General features: G+C 63.9%; 17 protein-coding genes. 9 read left to right on the top strand and 8 right to left on the bottom strand.

The features are described 5' to 3' along the window. The first annotated feature begins 82 nt into the window (after positions 1 to 82). The 3 genes from ACGYK9_RS13580 (at position 83) to ACGYK9_RS13570 (ending at position 4,510) form a co-directional block, all read left to right on the top strand. Positions 83 to 3,523: a pyruvate carboxylase gene (locus tag ACGYK9_RS13580; RefSeq protein ID WP_394412054.1), complete on the top strand. Its 3,441-nt coding sequence runs from the start codon at positions 83 to 85 to the stop codon at positions 3,521 to 3,523. A 50-nt stretch (positions 3,524 to 3,573) separates the two neighbouring features. Then, positions 3,574 to 3,948, top strand: coding sequence for a VOC family protein (locus ACGYK9_RS13575; RefSeq protein ID WP_271687753.1), 375 nt, complete (start codon positions 3,574 to 3,576; stop codon positions 3,946 to 3,948). 79 nt (positions 3,949 to 4,027) lie between these two features. After that, positions 4,028 to 4,510 carry a DUF2244 domain-containing protein gene (locus ACGYK9_RS13570; protein ID WP_168611976.1) on the top strand — a complete coding sequence of 161 codons (483 nt, stop codon included), beginning with the start codon at positions 4,028 to 4,030 and terminating at the stop codon, positions 4,508 to 4,510. A gap of 71 nt (positions 4,511 to 4,581) precedes the next feature. Here ACGYK9_RS13570 and ACGYK9_RS13565 read toward each other — a convergent pair whose 3' ends face one another. Further along, entirely contained in the window at positions 4,582 to 5,040 is a 459-nt protein-coding gene (locus tag ACGYK9_RS13565) for a GatB/YqeY domain-containing protein (protein WP_067262660.1), read from the bottom strand. Between the two features lie 194 nt (positions 5,041 to 5,234). On the opposite strand from ACGYK9_RS13565, the gene carA reads away from it, so the two are divergent. Next, positions 5,235 to 6,395 carry a glutamine-hydrolyzing carbamoyl-phosphate synthase small subunit gene (gene carA, locus ACGYK9_RS13560; protein WP_394412051.1) on the top strand — a complete coding sequence of 387 codons (1,161 nt, stop codon included), beginning with the start codon at positions 5,235 to 5,237 and terminating at the stop codon, positions 6,393 to 6,395. Between the two features lie 93 nt (positions 6,396 to 6,488). Beyond that, positions 6,489 to 8,432 carry a glycosyltransferase family 2 protein gene (locus tag ACGYK9_RS13555; protein WP_394412048.1) on the top strand — a complete coding sequence of 648 codons (1,944 nt, stop codon included), beginning with the start codon at positions 6,489 to 6,491 and terminating at the stop codon, positions 8,430 to 8,432. Here the strand turns inward: ACGYK9_RS13555 and ACGYK9_RS13550 are convergent. Next, on the bottom strand, positions 8,383 to 9,036 hold the full coding sequence (locus tag ACGYK9_RS13550; RefSeq protein WP_209217897.1) for a GntR family transcriptional regulator: 654 nt from the start codon (positions 9,034 to 9,036) through the stop codon (positions 8,383 to 8,385). The genes ACGYK9_RS13555 and ACGYK9_RS13550 overlap by 50 nt on opposite strands. 101 nt (positions 9,037 to 9,137) lie before the next feature. Between ACGYK9_RS13550 and ACGYK9_RS13545 the strand changes: the two genes are divergently transcribed. Next, positions 9,138 to 9,785: a pyrimidine 5'-nucleotidase gene (locus ACGYK9_RS13545; protein ID WP_209218181.1), complete on the top strand. Its 648-nt coding sequence runs from the start codon at positions 9,138 to 9,140 to the stop codon at positions 9,783 to 9,785. Next, the gene (locus ACGYK9_RS13540) at positions 9,785 to 10,984 is read left to right on the top strand and encodes a UbiH/UbiF family hydroxylase (RefSeq protein ID WP_394412045.1); all 1,200 of its coding nucleotides are present in this window, start codon (positions 9,785 to 9,787) and stop codon (positions 10,982 to 10,984) included. Before ACGYK9_RS13545 ends, ACGYK9_RS13540 begins: the two co-directional genes overlap by 1 nt. An 18-nt stretch (positions 10,985 to 11,002) precedes the next feature. On the opposite strand, the gene ACGYK9_RS13535 is transcribed toward ACGYK9_RS13540, so the two are convergent. From ACGYK9_RS13535 to ACGYK9_RS13525, 3 genes are all read right to left on the bottom strand, one after another. After that, positions 11,003 to 12,127: an aminotransferase class V-fold PLP-dependent enzyme gene (locus ACGYK9_RS13535; RefSeq protein ID WP_394412042.1), complete on the bottom strand. Its 1,125-nt coding sequence runs from the start codon at positions 12,125 to 12,127 to the stop codon at positions 11,003 to 11,005. A 62-nt stretch (positions 12,128 to 12,189) separates the two neighbouring features. Continuing rightward, a complete protein-coding gene (locus ACGYK9_RS13530) occupies positions 12,190 to 12,645 on the bottom strand; it encodes an Lrp/AsnC family transcriptional regulator (protein WP_067262685.1) in 456 nt (151 codons plus the stop codon). Further along, positions 12,642 to 13,097 (bottom strand): Lrp/AsnC family transcriptional regulator, encoded by a 456-nt coding sequence (locus ACGYK9_RS13525; protein WP_168611969.1) that lies wholly within the window; start codon positions 13,095 to 13,097, stop codon positions 12,642 to 12,644. The genes ACGYK9_RS13530 and ACGYK9_RS13525 overlap by 4 nt, the downstream gene beginning before the upstream one ends. Positions 13,098 to 13,231: 134 nt before the next feature. Here ACGYK9_RS13525 and ilvC point away from each other — a divergent pair, with 134 nt between their 5' ends. Together ilvC and ACGYK9_RS13515 are read left to right on the top strand one after the other, a co-directional pair. Next, positions 13,232 to 14,254, top strand: coding sequence for a ketol-acid reductoisomerase (ilvC, locus tag ACGYK9_RS13520; protein ID WP_168611968.1), 1,023 nt, complete (start codon positions 13,232 to 13,234; stop codon positions 14,252 to 14,254). Positions 14,255 to 14,331: 77 nt separating this feature from the next. Next, positions 14,332 to 15,252 (top strand): DMT family transporter, encoded by a 921-nt coding sequence (locus ACGYK9_RS13515; RefSeq protein WP_394412037.1) that lies wholly within the window; start codon positions 14,332 to 14,334, stop codon positions 15,250 to 15,252. Positions 15,253 to 15,258: 6 nt separating this feature from the next. Here ACGYK9_RS13515 and glmM read toward each other — a convergent pair whose 3' ends face one another. The 3 genes from glmM to ACGYK9_RS13500 are packed head-to-tail and all read right to left on the bottom strand — an operon-like array spanning position 15,259 to position 18,541. Further along, entirely contained in the window at positions 15,259 to 16,605 is a 1,347-nt protein-coding gene (glmM, locus tag ACGYK9_RS13510; protein WP_168611966.1) for a phosphoglucosamine mutase, read from the bottom strand. Between the two features lie 2 nt (positions 16,606 to 16,607). Next, the gene (gene folP, locus ACGYK9_RS13505) at positions 16,608 to 17,615 is read right to left on the bottom strand and encodes a dihydropteroate synthase (protein WP_394412033.1); all 1,008 of its coding nucleotides are present in this window, start codon (positions 17,613 to 17,615) and stop codon (positions 16,608 to 16,610) included. Continuing rightward, the gene (locus ACGYK9_RS13500; RefSeq protein ID WP_394412030.1) at positions 17,615 to 18,541 is read right to left on the bottom strand and encodes a dihydroneopterin aldolase; all 927 of its coding nucleotides are present in this window, start codon (positions 18,539 to 18,541) and stop codon (positions 17,615 to 17,617) included. Before ACGYK9_RS13500 ends, folP begins: the two co-directional genes overlap by 1 nt. Positions 18,542 to 18,552 lie beyond the last annotated feature (11 nt).

Genomic DNA, 18,552 nt, shown 5'->3' with positions numbered 1-18,552 from the left:
GTGACAAAGACGGCCACAGCCCTCTTGCGCTGCACCGCAGCATCCCTAAGCTGCCTTTAAAAGCAGCAGGGGAGACCAGCCAGTGACCGATTTTAAAAAGATCCTGATCGCAAACCGTGGTGAGATCGCGATCCGCATCATGCGCGCCGCCAATGAGATGGGCAAGAAAACGGTCGCGGTCTACGCCGAAGAGGACAAGCTGGGCCTGCACCGTTTCAAAGCGGATGAGGCCTATCGCATCGGTGAAGGCCTCGGCCCCGTCGCGGCCTATCTCAGCATCGACGAGATGATCCGTGTGGCCAAGGCGGCGGGTGCCGATGCCATCCATCCGGGCTATGGCCTGCTGTCGGAAAACCCGGAATTCGTCGATGCCTGCGAGAAGAACGGCATCACCTTCATCGGCCCGCGGGCCGAGACGATGCGCGCCTTGGGGGACAAAGCCTCTGCCCGCCGCGTCGCGATGGCGGCGGGCGTGCCGGTCATCCCCGCCACCGAAGTGCTGGGCGAAGACATGGACGCGATCCGCGCCGAGGCGGCCGAGGTCGGCTATCCGCTGATGCTCAAAGCTTCTTGGGGTGGCGGCGGGCGCGGGATGCGGCCGATCATGTCCGAAAAGGAACTGGAAGAAAAAGTCCGCGAAGGGCGCCGCGAGGCCGAAGCCGCTTTCGGCAATGGCGAGGGCTATCTGGAAAAGATGATCCTGCGCGCCCGCCATGTCGAAGTGCAGATCCTCGGCGATAAACAGGGCGACATTTACCATCTGTACGAACGCGACTGCTCGGTCCAGCGCCGCAACCAAAAGGTCGTCGAACGCGCTCCCGCCCCCTACCTGAGCGAGGAGCAACGCGCCGAAATCTGCGAATTGGGCCGCAAAATCTGCGCCCATGTGAACTATGAATGCGCGGGCACCGTCGAATTTCTGATGGATATGGAAACCGGGAATTTCTACTTCATCGAGGTGAACCCCCGCGTGCAGGTCGAACATACCGTCACCGAAGAGGTCACCGGCATCGACATCGTTCGCGCCCAGATCCTCATCGCCGAGGGCAAACCGCTGGCCGAAGCGACGGGCAAGGCGCGGCAAGAGGACATCACCCTCACCGGCCACGCCCTGCAAACCCGCGTCACTACCGAAGACCCGCAGAACAATTTCATCCCCGACTATGGCCGCATCACCGCCTACCGTTCGGCCACCGGCATGGGCATCCGGCTCGACGGTGGCACGGCCTATGCGGGCGGGGTCATCACGCGCTATTACGACAGCCTGCTGACCAAGGTCACCGCCAAGGCGCCGACGCCCGAGATGGCCATCGCCCGCATGGACCGCGCCCTGCGCGAGTTCCGGGTGCGCGGGGTCAGCACCAACATCGCCTTTGTCGAGAACCTGCTGAAGCACCCGACGTTTCTGAACAACGAATACACCACCAAATTCATCGACGAGACGCCGGAGTTGTTCCAGTTCGAGCAACGCCGCGACCGCGCGACCAAGGTGCTGACCTATATCGCCGACATCACCGTGAACGGTCATCCAGAGACCAAGGGCCATGCCCTGCCCGCCGCCCATGTCCGCGACCCCAAGCCGCCCGTGCTGCGCGGCGAGCCGCAGATGGGCACGCGTAACCTCTTGGAACAAAAGGGCCCCGAGGCCGTGGCCGAGTGGATGGGCCAGCAGCGCCAACTGCTCATCACCGACACCACCATGCGCGATGCGCATCAATCGCTCTTGGCCACGCGGATGCGCAGCCTTGATATGATCAAGGTCGCCCCCTCCTATGCCGCCAATCTGCCGCAGCTCTTCTCGGTCGAATGCTGGGGCGGGGCGACCTTCGATGTGGCCTATCGCTTCTTGCAGGAATGCCCGTGGCAGCGCCTGCGCGACCTGCGCGCGGCCCTGCCCAATGTGATGACCCAAATGCTGCTGCGCGCCTCCAACGGGGTGGGCTATACCAATTACCCCGACAACGTGGTGCAGAAATTCGTGGCCACGGCGGCCAATACCGGCGTCGATGTGTTCCGCGTGTTCGACAGTCTCAACTGGGTTGAGAACATGCGCGTGGCGATGGATGCGGTCGTCGAATCCGGCAAGATTTGCGAGGGCACGATCTGCTACACGGGCGACATCTTTGACCCGGACCGCGCGAAATACGACCTTCAGTATTACGTCAACATGGGCAAGGATCTGAAAGCCGCCGGCGCGCATGTGCTGGGGCTGAAAGACATGGCAGGCCTGTTGAAACCCGCCCAAGCCCGCGCGCTCGTCAAGGCGTTGAAATCCGAGGTTGGTCTGCCAATCCATTTTCACACCCATGACACGGCAGGCAGTGCCACGGCCACCATCCTCGTCGCCTCCGAGGCGGGCGTCGATGCGGTCGACTGCGCGATGGATGCGCTTTCGGGCAACACCTCTCAGGCGACGCTCGGCACAGTGGTTTCGGCCCTGCAACATACCGACCGCGACACCGGGATCGACATGAAAGCCGTGCGCGAAATCTCTGATTACTGGGAAGAAGTGCGCGGCCATTATGCCGCCTTTGAGACCGGGATGCAGGCGCCCTCCTCCGAGGTTTACCTGCACGAGATGCCCGGCGGCCAGTTCACCAACCTCAAGGCGCAGGCCGCCTCTATGGGGCTGGAGGACCGCTGGCCCGAGGTGGCGCGCACCTATGCGGACGTGAATCAGATGTTCGGCGACATCGTGAAGGTCACGCCCTCGTCCAAAGTCGTAGGCGACATGGCGTTGATGATGGTCTCCCAAGGGCTGACCCGGGCGCAGGTCGAAGACCCGAATGTCGATGTCTCCTTCCCCGACAGCGTGATCGACATGATGCGCGGCAACCTCGGCCAGCCGCCGAATGGCTTCCCGGAGGGCATCGTCAAGAAGGTGCTGAAAGGCGAGACGCCGAACACCGAACGCCCCGGCAAACATCTGGAACCCGTCGATCTTGAGGCCGTTCGCAAGGAACTGTCCGAGCAGTTGGACGGCATGCAGATCGACGACGAAGACCTTTGCGGCTACCTGATGTATCCCAAGGTGTTCCTCGACTACATGGGCCGCCACCGCATCTATGGCCCGGTGCGCACCCTGCCCACGCATACCTTCTTCTACGGCATGGAACCGGGGGCGGAGATCTCGGCCGAGATCGACCCCGGCAAAACCTTGGAAATCCGTCTTCAGGCCGAATCCGAGGCCGGAGAGGATGGCGAGGTGAAGGTCTTCTTTGAACTCAACGGCCAGCCGCGGGTGATCCGCGTGGCGAACCGGCTGGTCAAGGATGCCACGGTGCAGCGCCCCAAGGCCGAGGCGGGCAATCCCGACCACATCGGCGCGCCAATGCCGGGGGTTGTGGCCTCCGTCGGGGTGAAGGCGGGCCAGCCGGTCAAGGCGGGCGACCTGATATTGACCATCGAGGCGATGAAGATGGAGACGGGCCTCCACGCGGAACGCGATGCAGTGGTAAAGGCCGTGCATGTGCAGGCCGGTGGCCAGATCGATGCGAAGGACCTGCTCGTCGAGTTAGAGTAAATCACCCCCCGGGCGCGGTCCCTTGCCGCGCCCCCACCAGGAGCGAGCCGATGCACCTCTCTGCGATAACCCTGATCGTCCCCGACTATGACGCCGGCATCGCCTTTTACTGCGGCGTCATGGGGTTCGAACTGACCGAGGACGTCGACCAAGGCCGCAAACGCTGGGTCCGCGTCACCCCGCCCGGCGGCGAGACGGGGTTCGTTCTGGCCCGGGCGGACGGAGAGGCGCAGCGCGCCGCCATCGGCAATCAGGGCGCGGGGCGTGTTTGGCTGTTCTTGAAGGTTAAGGATTTCGCGGCGGAATTCGACCGTCTGACCGCTGCGGGCGTGACCTTCGAAGAAGAACCGCGTCATGAGCCCTATGGCAAAGTGGCCGTTTTTCGCGATCCTTTCGGAAACCGCTGGGATTTGCTGGGTGATTGACCCCGCCCGCGGCTCCGCGCCGCATTGCCATTGCCCGCCCGACCGCTATCTTGGCCCTTGACTGAGCCTGAGCGATCCCATGCCCTACGAATGGACCACCCCGCCCCGCGCCACTCCGCAGCAGATGCGCCTTTGGCCGCATCAATCCCTGCCTGCGCGCGGTTTTGCGGCCTTCATGCTGGCCACTTTTACGCTGGCGATGATTCCGCTTTTTGCCATGCTCGGCACCGCCCTGCTCTGGGGGCTGCTGCCCTTCGTGCTTCTGGCCTTGGGGGCGGTCTATTGGGCCTTGCAACACAATCACCGCGCCCGCCAGATCGAAGAGGTGCTGACCCTCGACGACACCACGGCGCGGCTGGTGCACACCACCGCCAAGGGCGAGGTCAAGGATTGGGACTGTAACCGCTACTGGACCCAAGTGAAGAAATACGACGATGACGGCCCCGTGCCGCATTACGTCACCCTACGCGGCGAGGGCCGCGAGGTTGAGATCGGTGCCTTCCTCAGCGAAGAAGAGCGCATCGCGCTTTACGACGATCTGGCACGGCATCTGCGGAACTGAAAAGGGCCAGACACTAAAAAGGGCCAGACCTTGCGGCCCAGCCCTCTGTTTTTTTCCAACTCAAGCGCGGCTCAGCTCAGGCGGTCTTTAATGACCGGGCCCACTGCGCCGAAATCCATTTGGCCGGTATAACGCTCTTTCAACAACCCCATGACCTTGCCCATGTCGCGGATCGAAGTCGCGCCGACATCGGCCACGGCCTTATCCACGGCGGCGGCGGTTTCGGTGACGCTGAGCTGCCTTGGCAGGAACTCTTCGATCACCTCGACCTCTTCGCGCTCGCGCTCCGCAAGGTCCAGCCGTCCGCCCTCTTCATAGGCGCGCGCCGATTCCTGACGCTGTTTGGCCATTTTGCTGAGGATGCCCAGCACCTCGGCATCCGACACGCCCTCATCCTTGCCATTGGCCCGGGCGGCGATGTCTTTGTCCTTGATCGCGGCATTGATCAGCCGCAGCGTCGAAAGCCGGTCCGCCGCCTTGTCTTTCATGGCCTGTTTCAAAGCATCCGAGATGCGCATCCGCAATGACATGGTGGTTTCCTGTGTTTCGCTAAATCCAAGGGTCGCAGCTTAGCGGCTCTCTCCGCGCGGAGCAATGGGGGGCGACCACAGGTAAACCCCTGTTCTGAAACGATATCTCATTTCCCTCCGCCTATTGACCCCGCGCCCGCGCGGGATTAGGTTGCCACCCGTTTACCCGCCCCTTTCTGCCCGGAGACTGCCCCATGTCCGCGCCCGCTCGCCCACGCCCAACCGCCTGCCTTGCCCTTGCGGATGGATCGATTTTCTACGGCATGGGGTTTGGCGCCACCGGCCAGACCGTGGCGGAGTTGTGCTTCAACACCGCGATGACCGGCTACCAAGAGATCATGACCGACCCCTCCTATGCGGGCCAGATCGTGACCTTTACCTTCCCGCATATCGGCAATGTGGGCACCAACCCCGAAGATGATGAGACCGGCGATCCGGTCGCCGCGGGCATGGTCGTCAAATGGATGCCCACCACGCCCAGCAGCTGGCGCAACATTCAGCCGCTGTCGGATTGGCTGGCGTCGCGCGGACGCATCGCCATCGGCGGTGTCGACACCCGCCGCCTGACCCGCGCAATCCGCCAGCAAGGTGCGCCGCACGCCGCCCTCGCCCACGACCCGGATGGTAACTTCGACATCGAAGCGCTGGTCGCCGCCGCGCGCGATTTTGCCGGGCTCGAAGGGATGGATCTGGCCAAGGACGTGACCTGCGCCCAGACCTATCGCTGGAATGAGATGCGGTGGGCATGGCCCGACGGCTACGCGCCCCAGACCGAAGCCAAGCACAAGGTCGTCGCCGTGGACTATGGCGCGAAACGCAACATCCTGCGCTGCCTCGCCTCTGCGGGCTGCGATGTCACCGTGCTGCCCGCCACCGCGACCTATGACGACATCATGGCCCATGAGCCGGATGGCGTCTTCCTCTCCAACGGTCCCGGCGATCCGGCGGCGACGGGCGCCTATGCCGTGCCGATGATCCGCGAGGTTTTGGACAAAACCGATCTGCCGGTCTTTGGCATTTGCCTTGGCCACCAGATGCTTGCGCTAGCGCTTGGGGCGACCACCGTTAAGATGAGCCACGGCCATCACGGCGCCAACCACCCGGTCAAGGATTACGACACCGGCAAGGTCGAGATCACCTCGATGAACCACGGTTTCGCTGTCGACGGGCAATCTCTGCCCGAGGGCGTGCGCGAGACGCATGTCTCGCTCTTTGACGGGTCGAACTGTGGCATCCGCGTCGATGGCCGCCCGGTGTGGTCGGTCCAACATCACCCCGAAGCCAGCCCCGGCCCGCAAGACAGCTATTACCTGTTCGAACGGTTTAGCGAAGCGATGGCCGAGCGCAGCGCGTAAAATTTTCTACATGCACTGATTGCACAGGCGACTTTTAACTCTCGATTAACGGTCGCCTGCCAGTCTCATTCCGGAACCTCGACGGGGCACGGAATGAGCAACCTTCGCCTGAAACTCTCAGCGCCGCGGATGGCCACCGCGCCCGCCCGCCGGATGCGGTTGGGCCAACATTTGATCGCCGCAGGGGTCATCGGCCCGCGCGATCTGCTGCACGGGCTTGACCTACAGCGCCGCATCGACGCCCCTCTTGGCGAAGTTCTGGCCACCGAAGGCTTGGTCGCCTCCGATGACATCGTCAAAGCGCTTGCCCGGCAGTATGGCGCCCAACCTGTCGACTTGACCCGCAGCCCCTGCGATCAGCGTCTTGCGGCTCGGATACCCGCGCGTCTCTGTCTGCAATTCGGTGCCGTGCCATGGCTGGAACTGGGGGACCGGCTTTTCGTGGCCAGCGGTCGCCCCGCGGATTTTCCTCAACTTTGCAAAGCTTTGGGGGAGCGTGGGAAAACCTTGGTGTTGGTCGTCGCCGACCCCCGGCAGGTGCAGACCCAGATCGGCAGGCTCTATGCCGCGGAACTCGCGGAACATGCCGCCACCCGCGTCACGGATGCGGAAAGCTGTCGGAACTGGGGCGTGCGCAGCTGGAAACGGCGGTTTGCGCTGCGGGGTATTCTGCTGTCGCTCTTTGCGCTACTGATGTTCTTCCCCTCCGCCGTTCTTACCCTCGCTCTCCTCTGCGGCGCGCTGACGCTGCTGCTGACCAGCGGGCTCAAGGCCGCGGCCCTTTGGGCCTCTCTCACCCGGCCCAAGCCCACTCGGTCGCTGCCAAATGCCGCAGAGATTAAGGGGTTTCGCCTGCCCCGTGTCTCGGTCCTCGTGCCCTTGCTGCATGAGGAAGAGATCGCGCAGGCGCTGATCGCGCGGCTTTCACGGCTCACCTACCCTAAATCGCTGCTGGAGGTGGTTCTGGTCCTCGAAGCGAGTGACAAGCTCACCCGTGAGACCATCGCACGCACTTCCTTGCCGCCATGGATCAGCGCGATCGAAGTGCCCGATGCCGGCGCGCTTAAAACCAAACCCCGCGCGCTGAATTACGCGCTCGATTTCTGCCGCGGCAGCATTATCGGCGTTTGGGATGCGGAGGATGCGCCGGAGCCCGACCAGATCGAACAGATTGTCACCCGCTTTCACAACGCGCCCGAAAATACCGCTTGTTTGCAGGGGGTTCTGGATTTCTACAACAGCCGCGGCAATTGGATGGCCCGCTGTTTTGCGATCGAGTATGCGACTTGGTGGCGGGTGGTCCTACCGGGCGTGGCCCGGCTGGGGCTGGTCGTCCCGCTGGGCGGCACCACGCTGTTTTTCCGGCGCGACATCCTCGAACGGCTCGGCGCTTGGGACGCCCATAACGTGACCGAGGATGCCGATTTGGGCCTCCGGCTGGCGCGGCGCGGCTATGTGACCGAACTGATGCGCACCACCACTTTTGAAGAGGCCAATTGCCGCCCTTGGCCTTGGGTGCGGCAACGATCCCGTTGGCTGAAGGGCTATCTCATCACTTGGGCGGTCCATATGCAAAGCCCACGCGCCCTGCTGAAAGACCTCGGCCCCCTGCGGTTCATCGGCGTGCAGGCGATCTTTCTCGCCACGGTTTCGCAATTCGCCCTCGCGCCCCTTCTCTGGTCTCTGTGGCTGAGTTTTTTCGGGCTGTATCACCCGGTCACGGACTGGCTTGCGCCACCCGTCCTGACGGCGATCTTCGCGCTGTTCATTATGGCGGAATTGCTGAACTTCTGCGCCGCCACCATCGCGGTCTCAAACCGGGGTCAACGGCATCTGCTGCCTTGGGTCATCACCTGCCCGCTCTACTTCGCATTAGGCGCCTTGGCCGCCGCCAAAGCGCTGATTGAGCTCTATCGCAGCCCACATTTTTGGGACAAAACCGCCCATGGGCACACTCTGCCGCGCTATGTGAGACCGCGCAAAAGGCTCAAAAATCATCCTCGCGCCGGGCCGCTTCCTGCTTCAACCGGGTCATGAAAGCGACGGAGATATGCGTGCGCAGCGCCTCATCCGCGCCATCCTCATCGCGGGCTTCGATCATCTCCACGATGCGGTTATGTTCGGCCTGCGCAATCTCCCCGCGCCCCTCCACCGCGAGCGATGAGGTCGCCATCAAGGCCATGGAGCGATGTACAAGGTCAAGCTGCTGCACCAGATAGCGGTTGTGCGACGCCAGATGGATCTGCTTGTGAAACCGTTTGTTGGCCCGTGCCAGCGCATTGGGATTGCCCGCCAGCGCGTTGTCGGCATCCACCATCTCGCGCAGCACGCGCACCTCCTCGGCGGTGGCATGGCGCGCGGCCAGACGTGCGGCCAGCCCCTCCAGCTCGCCCCGTACAACGTAAAGCTCGGCCATCTGGTTGTGATCCAGCGAGGCCACGATCAGGCTACGCCCATCGCGCATGAGCAGAGACTGCGTCTCAAGCCGTTGTAATGCCTCACGGATCGGCGTGCGCGAGACGCCGAAACGCTCGGCCAACTCGCTCTCCACCAAGCGGTCACCGGGGCGATAGGTTCCAATGTCGATGGCCTCCAGAATCATCGAATAGGCGTCGGTCGGGCCGGTCTTGGGGTCGGGCATCAGTTATCAGTCCTTGAAAGTTGCGCCACCTTACTCACCGCGACCATTTGCGCAACCCAGCAGGGCTTGCGCGGCTGCGCGTCTCGGCCTACCTCTGCGCCATGCCGCGCGATGCTTTTTCTCATGTCACTACTTGGGTCTTCGACCTCGACCAAACGCTTTACCCGCCCGAGGCGCGGCTTTTCGACCTGATCGAAGCGCGTATGGTCGATTGGGTGATGCGCGCGATCAAGGTCGACCGCGCCGAGGCCAACCACCTGCGCCAGCATTATTGGCAGACCTATGGCACCACGCTGGCCGGCTTGATGCGCGAACACGGCGTCGACCCCGGCCCCTACCTGACCGAGGTGCATGACATCCCGATGGATCGGCTCACCCCCGACCCGCTGCTCGCTCAGGCCATTCGCGTGTTGCCGGGGCGGCGGATCGTCTACACCAATGGCTGCGCGCCCTACGCCGAACGGGTACTTGAGGCCCGCGGCCTTTCGGGGCTTTTCGACGCGGTCTATGGTGTCGAACACGCTGATTTCCTGCCCAAACCCGAAGCCGCAGCCTATGACAAGGTCTTTGGCATAGACGGGTTCCAGACCGCATCCGCCGCCATGTTCGAGGATGATCCACGCAACCTCGCCGCGCCCCACGCTCTGGGGATGCGCACGGTGCATGTGGCCCCGGAACGTGGCGAAGGCGATCACATCCACTACCATACGCAGGATCTTTGCGAATTCTTAACACGGGTGGCGGGCTGATGACCTTCGATTGCGATATCCTGATTTCCGGCGGCGGCATCGCCGGGCTGACCGCGGCGGCGGCCTTTGGCGCGGCGGGCTTCGATGTGATCTGCGTCGACCCCACCCCGCCCGTCACCGATGGCGCCGCCAAGGGGGCCGACATGCGCTCCACCGCGCTGCTGCAACCGGCGCGGCGCCTGCTGGAGGACGCGGGTCTTTGGGACCGTCTTGCCCCCCATGCCGCCGCGCTGCAAATCATGCGGATCGTCGATGCGGGCGGCGAAGACCCGACGCCGCGGGTGACCCGCGAGTTCGACGCCGCCGATATCTCTGACGCACCCTTCGGCTGGAACTTTCCCAATTGGCTGCTGCGGCGCGAAATCCTGACCCGGCTGAACGAATTGCCCAGCGTCGATTTCCGCCCCGGCACCGGCACCACCACGCTTTTCACCCGCCAAAGCGAAGCGCGTGTCGGGCTGAGCGATGGCAGCCGGATCAGAACCCGGCTCGTGATCGCCGCCGACGGACGCAACAGCCCGATGCGCGAGGCCGCCGGGATCGAGGTCACCACCCGCCGCTACGGGCAAAAGGCGCTGGCCTTCTGCGTGACCCACCCGATCCCGCATGAAAATGTCTCGACCGAGGTACACCGCTCGGGCGGGCCCTTCACCCTCGTACCCCTGCCGGATCGTGATGGCATGCCCTGTTCCGCCGTGGTCTGGATGGACGATGGGCCCGCAACCCAAGCCCGCGCCACGCTCGACCCCGCGGCCTTTGAGGCCGAGGCGACCGCGCGGTCGGCCAATCTCTTCGGCCCGCTCACCCTCGCCAGCCCCCGCGCCCTCTGGCCCATCATCAGCCAAGAGGCCAAACGTCTTTCTGCCGAACGGCTGGCGCTCGTGGCGGAAGCCGCCCATGTGCTGCCCCCCATCGGGGCACAGGGGTTGAACATGTCGCTGACCGATATGGCGACTCTGGTGGAGCTCGCCCGCGCCGCGCCAGAACGCCTCGGCGATGCCGAGATGCTGGAGGCCTATCACAAGGCCCGCCACGCCGATATCGCGCTCAGGGTCCGGGGCATCGACTTGCTGAACCGCGCCAGTCAAGCCAGCAGCCCGGTTGCCCGAGACGCGCGCGCGGCGGGGCTCAACGCGCTTTACGCCCTGCCCCCGGTGCGCAAAATGCTGATGCAAATGGGGCTGGGCCTGCGCCGCTGAACCGCGGCGCAGAAGGTCTTACAGAACCTCGTCCAACACCGCCGTCAGCCGTGCCACGGTCGCGTCGACGTCATAGAGCTTGTCCAATCCGAACAGCCCCAGACGGAAGGTGCGGAAATCATCCGGCTCCCCCACCTGCAACGGCACCCCGGCGGCGATCTGCATGCCATGGGCGGCGAAAGCCTTGCCGTTTTGCACATCGGGATCGGCGGTATAGCACACGACCACCCCCGGCGCGGCGAACCCCTCTCCGGCGACGGATGTCACACCGCGGTCGGCCAAGACCTGACGCACCGCTTCGCCCAACCGCCACTGCGCCTCTTTCAGCCGGTCAAACCCATAGTCCCGCGTCTCTTTCACCGTATCGCGGAACACGCGCAGCGCATCCGTCGGCATGGTGGCGTGATAGGCATGGCCGCCCGCCTCATAGGCCTTCATGATGTCGCGCCACTTACGCAGATCGATAGCAAAACTGTCCGACGTGGTCTCATTCAGCCGCGCCTCGGCACGCGCCGACATCATCACCAGACCGGCCGAGGGCGAGGCGCTCCACCCCTTCTGCGGGGCCGAGATCAGCACATCGACCCCAAGCGCCTTCATATCCACCCAGACACAGCCCGAGGCGATGCAATCCAACACCATCAGCGCGCCCACCTCATGGGCCGCCGTGGCCATTTCCTTGATATATTCATCCGGCAGGATCATACCCGAGCTTGTCTCCACATGCGGGGCGAACACCACCTGCGGCTTCTGCGTGCGGATCGCGGCGGTGACCTCGTCGATCGGGGCGGGCGCAAAGGGCGCGGGGCTGGCATTGCCCTGCATCCGCGCCTTCATCACCTCGGCACTATTGGTCAAATCGGCACTCTCGATGATCTGGCTCCAGCGGTAAGAGAACCAGCCGTTGCGCACCACCAGCACATCCTGCCCCCGCGCGAACTGCCGCGCCACGGCCTCCATCGCATAGGTGCCGCCACCGGGCACCAGCGCCACGGCATCGGCGTTATAGACCTCACCCAGCCAGTTCGAGAGGTCGCGCATGACCTGCTGAAACTCCGCCGACATGTGGTTGAGCGACCGGTCGGTAAAGACCACGCTGAATTCATCAAGCCCCGAAGGGTCTACCGTGTCGAGCAATGCCATCGTTCTTCCTCCATCATTCGAAGCAAAGGCATATGGCCCGCCACGGCAAAAGGCAAATGCGGCTAAAGCGGCCCCGGCAGGCGCTCTTCGCTCAACAGCACATTGGCCTCCACCTCCCCCGCGCCGGGCAGGGTCATGATCCGCCGCCTAAGCACGCGCTCGAAATCCGGCAGGTCTCGCGCCACGACCCGCAGACGATAGTCGAACAGCCCCAAAACATGTTCCACTGTCTGCACCTCGGGAATGGCCGAAACCGCCCGCTCGAAATCCTCCAAACTGACCCGCCCGCGCGTGGCCAGCTTGATGCCCAAAAACACCGTGACGCCAAAACCCAAAGCCTCGGCATTCAAGCGCAACCGCCGCCCGGCAATCGCGCCGCCCTCCTCCAGCCGTTTGATCCGCCGCCATGTCGCAGGCTGCGACAGGCCCAAACGGCGCCCCAAGGCACTGGCACTTTGATTGGCGTCCCGCGCCAGCGCCCGCAGCAAGGCACGGTCAATGTCATCAAGCTCGATCACAGCGGCAGCCCCTCCTGCGTCTTGATCCGCGCGACATGCATCAGCGCCTCAATCTCAGCGATATGCGGCAGGGTCAGGATGCGACTGCGGTAGATCTGCTGATAATGCCCCATGTCCCGCGCAATGATCGACAGCCGCAGATCAACCCGCCCCAAAAAGGTCTGCAACTCGATCACCTCAGGCACCTGCCGCGCCTCGGCCATGAAAACATCAAAAGCATTCGCCTGCGTTTTGTCCAAGGTCACCCGCAAGGACACTTCCAAAGCATAGCCAAGCGCCGCCCAATCGATCACCACCCCGCTGCCCTGCACGATCCCCTGATCTTGCAGCCGCGCAATCCGCCGCGCCGCTTTGCCGGAGGTGATATTGCACCGCTCCGCCAATTCCCCGGGGCTAAGACTCGGCTCCGCCTGCCAATAGCGCAGAATACGGCGATCCAGATCATCAAGCATGATTTTTCCGTTTTAGAGCGATACCACGAATAACTATCTTCATCCTTTCACAAATACCTCTGCGATGACAATGGCTACTGCGCGCGACTTCGCTATGGTGAGACCCATAACGAGACAAACCAAAGGACAAGATCATGCGCGTTTACTACGACCGCGACTGCGACGTGAACCTCATCAAGGACAAGAAGGTGGCGATCCTCGGCTACGGCTCCCAAGGCCACGCCCACGCGCTGAACCTGCGCGATTCGGGTGCCAAGAACCTCGTCGTCGCCCTGCGCGAAGGTTCCGCGTCCGCCGCCAAAGCCGAGGGCGAAGGCCTCAAGGTCATGGGCATCGCCGAAGCCGCCGCTTGGGCCGACCTGATCATGTTCACCATGCCCGATGAACTTCAGGCTGAAACTTACAAGAAATACGTGCATGACAACATCCGCGAGGGTGCCGCCATTGCCTTCGCCCACGGTCTGAACGTCCACTTCGGCCTGATTGAGCCGAAAGAAGGCGTCGACGTGATCATGATGGCCCCCAAAGGCCCCGGCCACACCGTGCGCGGCGAATACACCAAAGGCGGCGGCGTGCCCTGCCTCGTGGCCGTCGACAAAGACGCCTCCGGCAAGGCGCTGGAAATCGGCCTCTCCTACTGCTCCGCCATCGGCGGTGGCCGCTCTGGCATCATCGAGACCAACTTCCGCGAGGAATGTGAAACCGACCTCTTCGGCGAGCAGGCCGTGCTCTGCGGTGGTCTGGTAGAACTGATCCGCATGGGCTTTGAGACACTGGTCGAGGCGGGCTACGCCCCCGAGATGGCCTATTTCGAATGTCTGCACGAAGTGAAACTGATCGTGGACCTGATCTACGAAGGCGGCATCGCCAACATGAACTACTCGATCTCGAACACCGCGGAATACGGCGAATATGTCTCCGGCCCCCGCATTCTGCCCTACGACGAGACCAAGAAGCGCATGAAAGACGTGCTGACCGACATCCAGAACGGCAAATTCGTGCGTGACTTCATGCAAGAAAACGCTGTGGGCCAGCCTTCGTTCAAAGCGACCCGTCGCATCAACGATGAACACCGCATCGAACAGGTCGGCGAAAAGCTGCGCGAGATGATGCCGTGGATTTCCGCAGGCAAGATGGTGGACAAGGCCAAGAACTGAGCCAAATCTCCCCCAAAGATAAGACGACATCGACCCCGGCCTCGCGCCGGGGTCTTTGCCTTTACGCCGGAGCCCCGATGAACACCACGCCTCAAATCACGCTGACAAGCTGGCTGCTGATCGCCCTTTTGGGGTTTGTCTGGGGGGGCACCTTCCTTTTTACCGAAGTGGCGCTCACCGGGATCACGCCCTTCTGGCTCGCCGCCTCGCGGATCGGGTTGGCGGCGGTGGTGATGCTGGCGCTCTGGGCCCTGCGCGGATTCGCGCTTTTCACCGCACGCCCCTCTGCCTCCAACATCCTCGTGTTGGTGACCATCGGCATCATCAGCTCGGCCCTGCCCTTTTCGCTACTCGCATGGGGGCAGCAATATGTGACCTCGGGCTTTGCCGGGGTGACCATGGCCTCCGTCGCGCTGATTGTCCTACCCATGGCCCATTTCCTGCTGCCGGGAGAGCGCATGACCCCGCGCAAGGTCGGCGGCTTCGTCATCGGTTTTGTCGGTGTCGTCGTGCTGATCGGCGGGCAAGCCTTTGAAAGCACTGGCGCTGCGATGGAGACGGCAGGGCGTATGGCCTGCGTCGCCGCGGCCTCTTGTTATGCGGTAAGCTCAATCCTCATGCGGCGGCTGCCTTCGGTTGATCCGATCGGGCTCGGGACGGTGCTGATGCTGATCGGTGCCGTGGTCATGCTGCCCGCCGCCTTCCTCAGCGAGGGCCCGCCGCCCCTGCCCGCGCCCAAGATACTGGCCGTGCTGGCCTTTCTCGGTCTGATCCCCACCGCCGGCGCGGCGTTTCTGCGGGTCTATGTGGTGCGCACCGCAGGGCCGGTCTTCATGTCACTGGTGAACTACCAAGTGCCGGTCTGGTCGGTCCTTCTGGGCGCTCTGGTCCTGTCAGAGCCGCTGCCAATGTCGTTGCTTTACGCGATGGCGCTGATCCTTGCGGGGGTCGGGCTCAGCCAATACGGCGCGCTGAAACGGTTGTTCCAGCGCGGGTAGAACAGCTTAGCTGCCCACCGCCGTATTCACCGCCTCGACCACGCTATCGACGGCACGCTCCATCAGTGCCGCGTCCTCATGTTCGGCCATGACGCGCACCAAGGGTTCCGTGCCCGATTTACGGATCAACAGCCGCCCACCCTGCGCCAGATCGGCCTCTGCCTGCGCGATGGCGGCTTTGACCTGCGCGTCTTCCAGCGGGGCCTGCCCGGCAGAGAAGCGCACGTTTTTCAGCAGCTGCGGCACCGGGTCGAATTGGTAGAGCAGTTCCGAGGCAGGTTTGCCCGAGCGGACCATCTCGGCCAGAAACTGCATCCCAGCCATCAGCCCGTCGCCCGTGGTCGCATAGTCGGTCATCACGATATGGCCCGACTGCTCCCCCCCGAGGTTGAAGCCCCCTTCGCGCATCCGCTCCACCACATAGCGGTCGCCGACGCCGGTCCGCTCCAACCGCACACCGCGGTCATTCAGAAAACGCTCCAGCCCCAGATTGCTCATCACCGTAGCGACGAGCGCCTTGCCCGCAAGACGCTCCTCTTCGGCCCAACGCGCGGCCATCAGCGCCATGAACTGATCGCCGTCGCCGATGCGGCCATTCTGATCGATCAGGATCACCCGGTCAGCGTCGCCATCAAGGCAGATGCCCACATCGGCACCATTGGCCACCACGGCCTCCGCCGCTGATTGCGGCTGGGTGGAACCGCAGCCATCGTTGATGTTGAACCCGTTCGGGTCCACGCCCACGGGGATCACATTCGCGCCCAATTCCCACAAAGCCATCGGCGCCACATGGTAGGCCGCGCCATGGGCGCAGTCGATCACCACCTTGAGCCCATCAAGCCGCATCTGCCGCGGGAAAGAGGATTTGACCCGTTCGATATAGCGAAAGCGGCTGTCGTCGATCCGCTTGGCCCGGCCAATCTGATCCGGCGCCGATGGCTCGACCCCCTCGGCGACCAGCGCTTCGATTTCCTGCTCGACCTGATCGGAGAGTTTGAACCCATCCGGGCCGAAGAACTTGATGCCATTGTCGCTGGCCGGGTTGTGACTGGCCGAGATCATTACCCCCAGATCGGCCCGCATGGAACGCGTCAAAAGCCCCACAGCCGGTGTCGGCACCGGCCCCAGCAGCAACACGTTCATGCCGGTGCTGGTAAGGCCCGCGGTCAGCGCGTTCTCGAACATATAGCCCGAGAGCCGCGTGTCTTTGCCGATGACCACACGGTGCACGCCGCTTTTCTCACGCCGGAAATAGCGCCCGACGGCGGCACCGATACGCAGCGCCATATCGGCGGTCATGGGGTGAATATTGGCGGTGCCCCGCACGCCGTCTGTACCAAAGAGTTTTGTCATATCTATTTTCCTGCCAGCGCCGAACGATAAAGTAAAATGGATTGGATGGTTTGCGCCACATCGTGGACGCGCAAGACTTGGGCCCCGTGGTTCAGTGCCGCCAGGGCCACCGCGATGGAGCCGGGCGCGCGGTCTTCTCCCGCCGCGCCGCCGCCGATCGTGCCGATGAAACGTTTACGCGACGCACCGAGCAAGATCGGCACCCCGAGGCTGTGAAACAGGCTCAGCCGCGCGAGCAGCGCAAGATTGTGCTCCAGCGTCTTGCCAAAGCCGATGCCCGGATCGGCGATGATATTTGCGCGCGGGATGCCCTGCGCCTCAAGCGCCGCGATCCGCTCGGCCAGATAGTCATAGACGTCGAGCAGCACGTCCTCATAGCGCGGGTCGCGCTGCATCGTGGCCGGGTCGCCTTGGGCGTGCATCACACAGACCGGCAGCCCCCGCGCCGCGCAAAAGGGCGCAAGCGCCGGGTCAAAGGTCAGCCCTGCCACGTCATTGACCAGAACCGCCCCCGCCGCCACGGCAGCTTCGGCCACGGCGGCCTTGCGGGTGTCGATGCTGATCGCCCCCTCCCCGGCCGCCCGCAGCCCTTCGATCACCGGTCGAACACGCGCGATTTCTTCGCCCTCCGGCACGGTCTCCGCACCCGGGCGGGTGGATTCCCCGCCGATGTCGAGAATATCGACTCCCGCCGCCCGCATCGCCGCCCCCGCCGCAACCGCGACCTGCGGATCGGCATGGCGGCCCTCGTCGGAGAAACTGTCAGGCGTGGCATTGAGGATGCCCATCACGCGGGGGCGGTCGAAACTTAACCCCGCGATGGCCGGGCGCGGCGCGGTCAATGCATCTCGCGCGGCGGAGGGGAGCGCATCTGCCGGGATCACGCGCGCCCTCTGCCCCCGCGACAGGACTTCAACATGGGTGAACCAGCCCCAACCGCCCGCAAGGGTCAGCGCAGCTTCGGGCCGCGCGGGGCCGATTTGAACCAAGGGGCGGTGGTAGTCGGTCATCACAGGATCTCCGCGCAGCCGACATCGAGCAGGCGTAGCGGCAGCTTCGCGCCCTCGGGCCGCTCCGCGCCGATCAGGACCAATTCGCAGGCCGATGAACTCTCGGCGAACCAAGCGGCCAAGGCGGGTGCCGCGCTTGGCGGGGCGGCGGGGCCGTCCACCGCGTCGAGCACGATCCGCGCAGGCGCCCAGATGCTGATCTGGCCGTTTTTCATCGCCCAGTCTAACTCCGTCCGGCTGCCGACCACCGCGCCACGCGGATCGCGGGTTGAAAGCATCCAAGCGTTCTGTTCGATCGCCAAAAGGTCAATGTGGCGCTGCGCTTTCTCATCCTCGGCCTGTGGCACGGCAATGTCCGAGGGGCCAACACAGAGGATCACCGGCTCCGCCGCCGCTTCCAATCGATCCAGCCATTTCGGCAAACGCGTCGAGGCAATCGCCGCATTGGAGAGGTATACCACGCGCGGCTGCGGGGCCTCTTGGGCCGCATCCTGCGCTGCCGCCTCCTCCCGCGCGCGGACGATCTCGACCCCAAGCGCACCGGGGCCCCGGTCGAGCTTTTCGATCCGCACGAAGACCCGCATCGCCTGCGGCTCAATCAAGATACGGTCGGCCACCCGTTCGGCCAGCGTTTCCAAAAGGTTGAGCCGTTCGGCGGCAAGCTCGGCGGCGATGGCTTCGGTCACGCGGTCGTAGGATAGGATACGGTCGACATCGTCGTCCACCACACCCGTCAGGGGCGCGACCTCGACCACCACGTTGAAACAGACCCGCTGGGTCACGTCCCGCTCGGCCTGAAAGGCACCGATCTCGACCTCGACGATATGATCGCGGAGGGAGATACGATCACGCGGCTCGGGGCCGGCCATCGTCTCTGCCCGCTCGGAAGGGTGGGCAAAGGCAAGTCGAATTTCGTCGTCGGACATCGGCAGCGCCT

The organism is Sulfitobacter sp. 1A15258, assembly GCF_043557045.1.
GTDB classification, from domain to species: domain Bacteria; phylum Pseudomonadota; class Alphaproteobacteria; order Rhodobacterales; family Rhodobacteraceae; genus Sulfitobacter; species Sulfitobacter faviae.
This window is presented reverse-complemented; position numbering and strand designations above follow the sequence as displayed.

Bases quoted from the DNA above. Each gene is read 5' to 3' on its own strand.
- ACGYK9_RS13515 (WP_394412037.1), top strand. From the start codon at position 14,332: ATGAACACCACGCCTCAAATCACGCTGACAAGCTGGCTGCTGATCGCC.
- ACGYK9_RS13550 (WP_209217897.1), bottom strand. From the start codon at position 9,036: ATGCCCGACCCCAAGACCGGCCCGACCGACGCCTATTCGATGATTCTG.
- ACGYK9_RS13565 (WP_067262660.1), bottom strand. From the start codon at position 5,040: ATGTCATTGCGGATGCGCATCTCGGATGCTTTGAAACAGGCCATGAAA.
- ilvC (WP_168611968.1), top strand. From the start codon at position 13,232: ATGCGCGTTTACTACGACCGCGACTGCGACGTGAACCTCATCAAGGAC.
- ACGYK9_RS13570 (WP_168611976.1), top strand. From the start codon at position 4,028: ATGCCCTACGAATGGACCACCCCGCCCCGCGCCACTCCGCAGCAGATG.
- ACGYK9_RS13555 (WP_394412048.1), top strand. From the start codon at position 6,489: ATGAGCAACCTTCGCCTGAAACTCTCAGCGCCGCGGATGGCCACCGCG.
- glmM (WP_168611966.1), bottom strand. From the start codon at position 16,605: ATGACAAAACTCTTTGGTACAGACGGCGTGCGGGGCACCGCCAATATT.
- ACGYK9_RS13575 (WP_271687753.1), top strand. From the start codon at position 3,574: ATGCACCTCTCTGCGATAACCCTGATCGTCCCCGACTATGACGCCGGC.
- ACGYK9_RS13540 (WP_394412045.1), top strand. From the start codon at position 9,785: ATGACCTTCGATTGCGATATCCTGATTTCCGGCGGCGGCATCGCCGGG.
- ACGYK9_RS13535 (WP_394412042.1), bottom strand. From the start codon at position 12,127: ATGGCATTGCTCGACACGGTAGACCCTTCGGGGCTTGATGAATTCAGC.
- ACGYK9_RS13545 (WP_209218181.1), top strand. From the start codon at position 9,138: ATGCCGCGCGATGCTTTTTCTCATGTCACTACTTGGGTCTTCGACCTC.
- carA (WP_394412051.1), top strand. From the start codon at position 5,235: ATGTCCGCGCCCGCTCGCCCACGCCCAACCGCCTGCCTTGCCCTTGCG.
- ACGYK9_RS13500 (WP_394412030.1), bottom strand. From the start codon at position 18,541: ATGTCCGACGACGAAATTCGACTTGCCTTTGCCCACCCTTCCGAGCGG.
- folP (WP_394412033.1), bottom strand. From the start codon at position 17,615: ATGACCGACTACCACCGCCCCTTGGTTCAAATCGGCCCCGCGCGGCCC.
- ACGYK9_RS13525 (WP_168611969.1), bottom strand. From the start codon at position 13,097: ATGCTTGATGATCTGGATCGCCGTATTCTGCGCTATTGGCAGGCGGAG.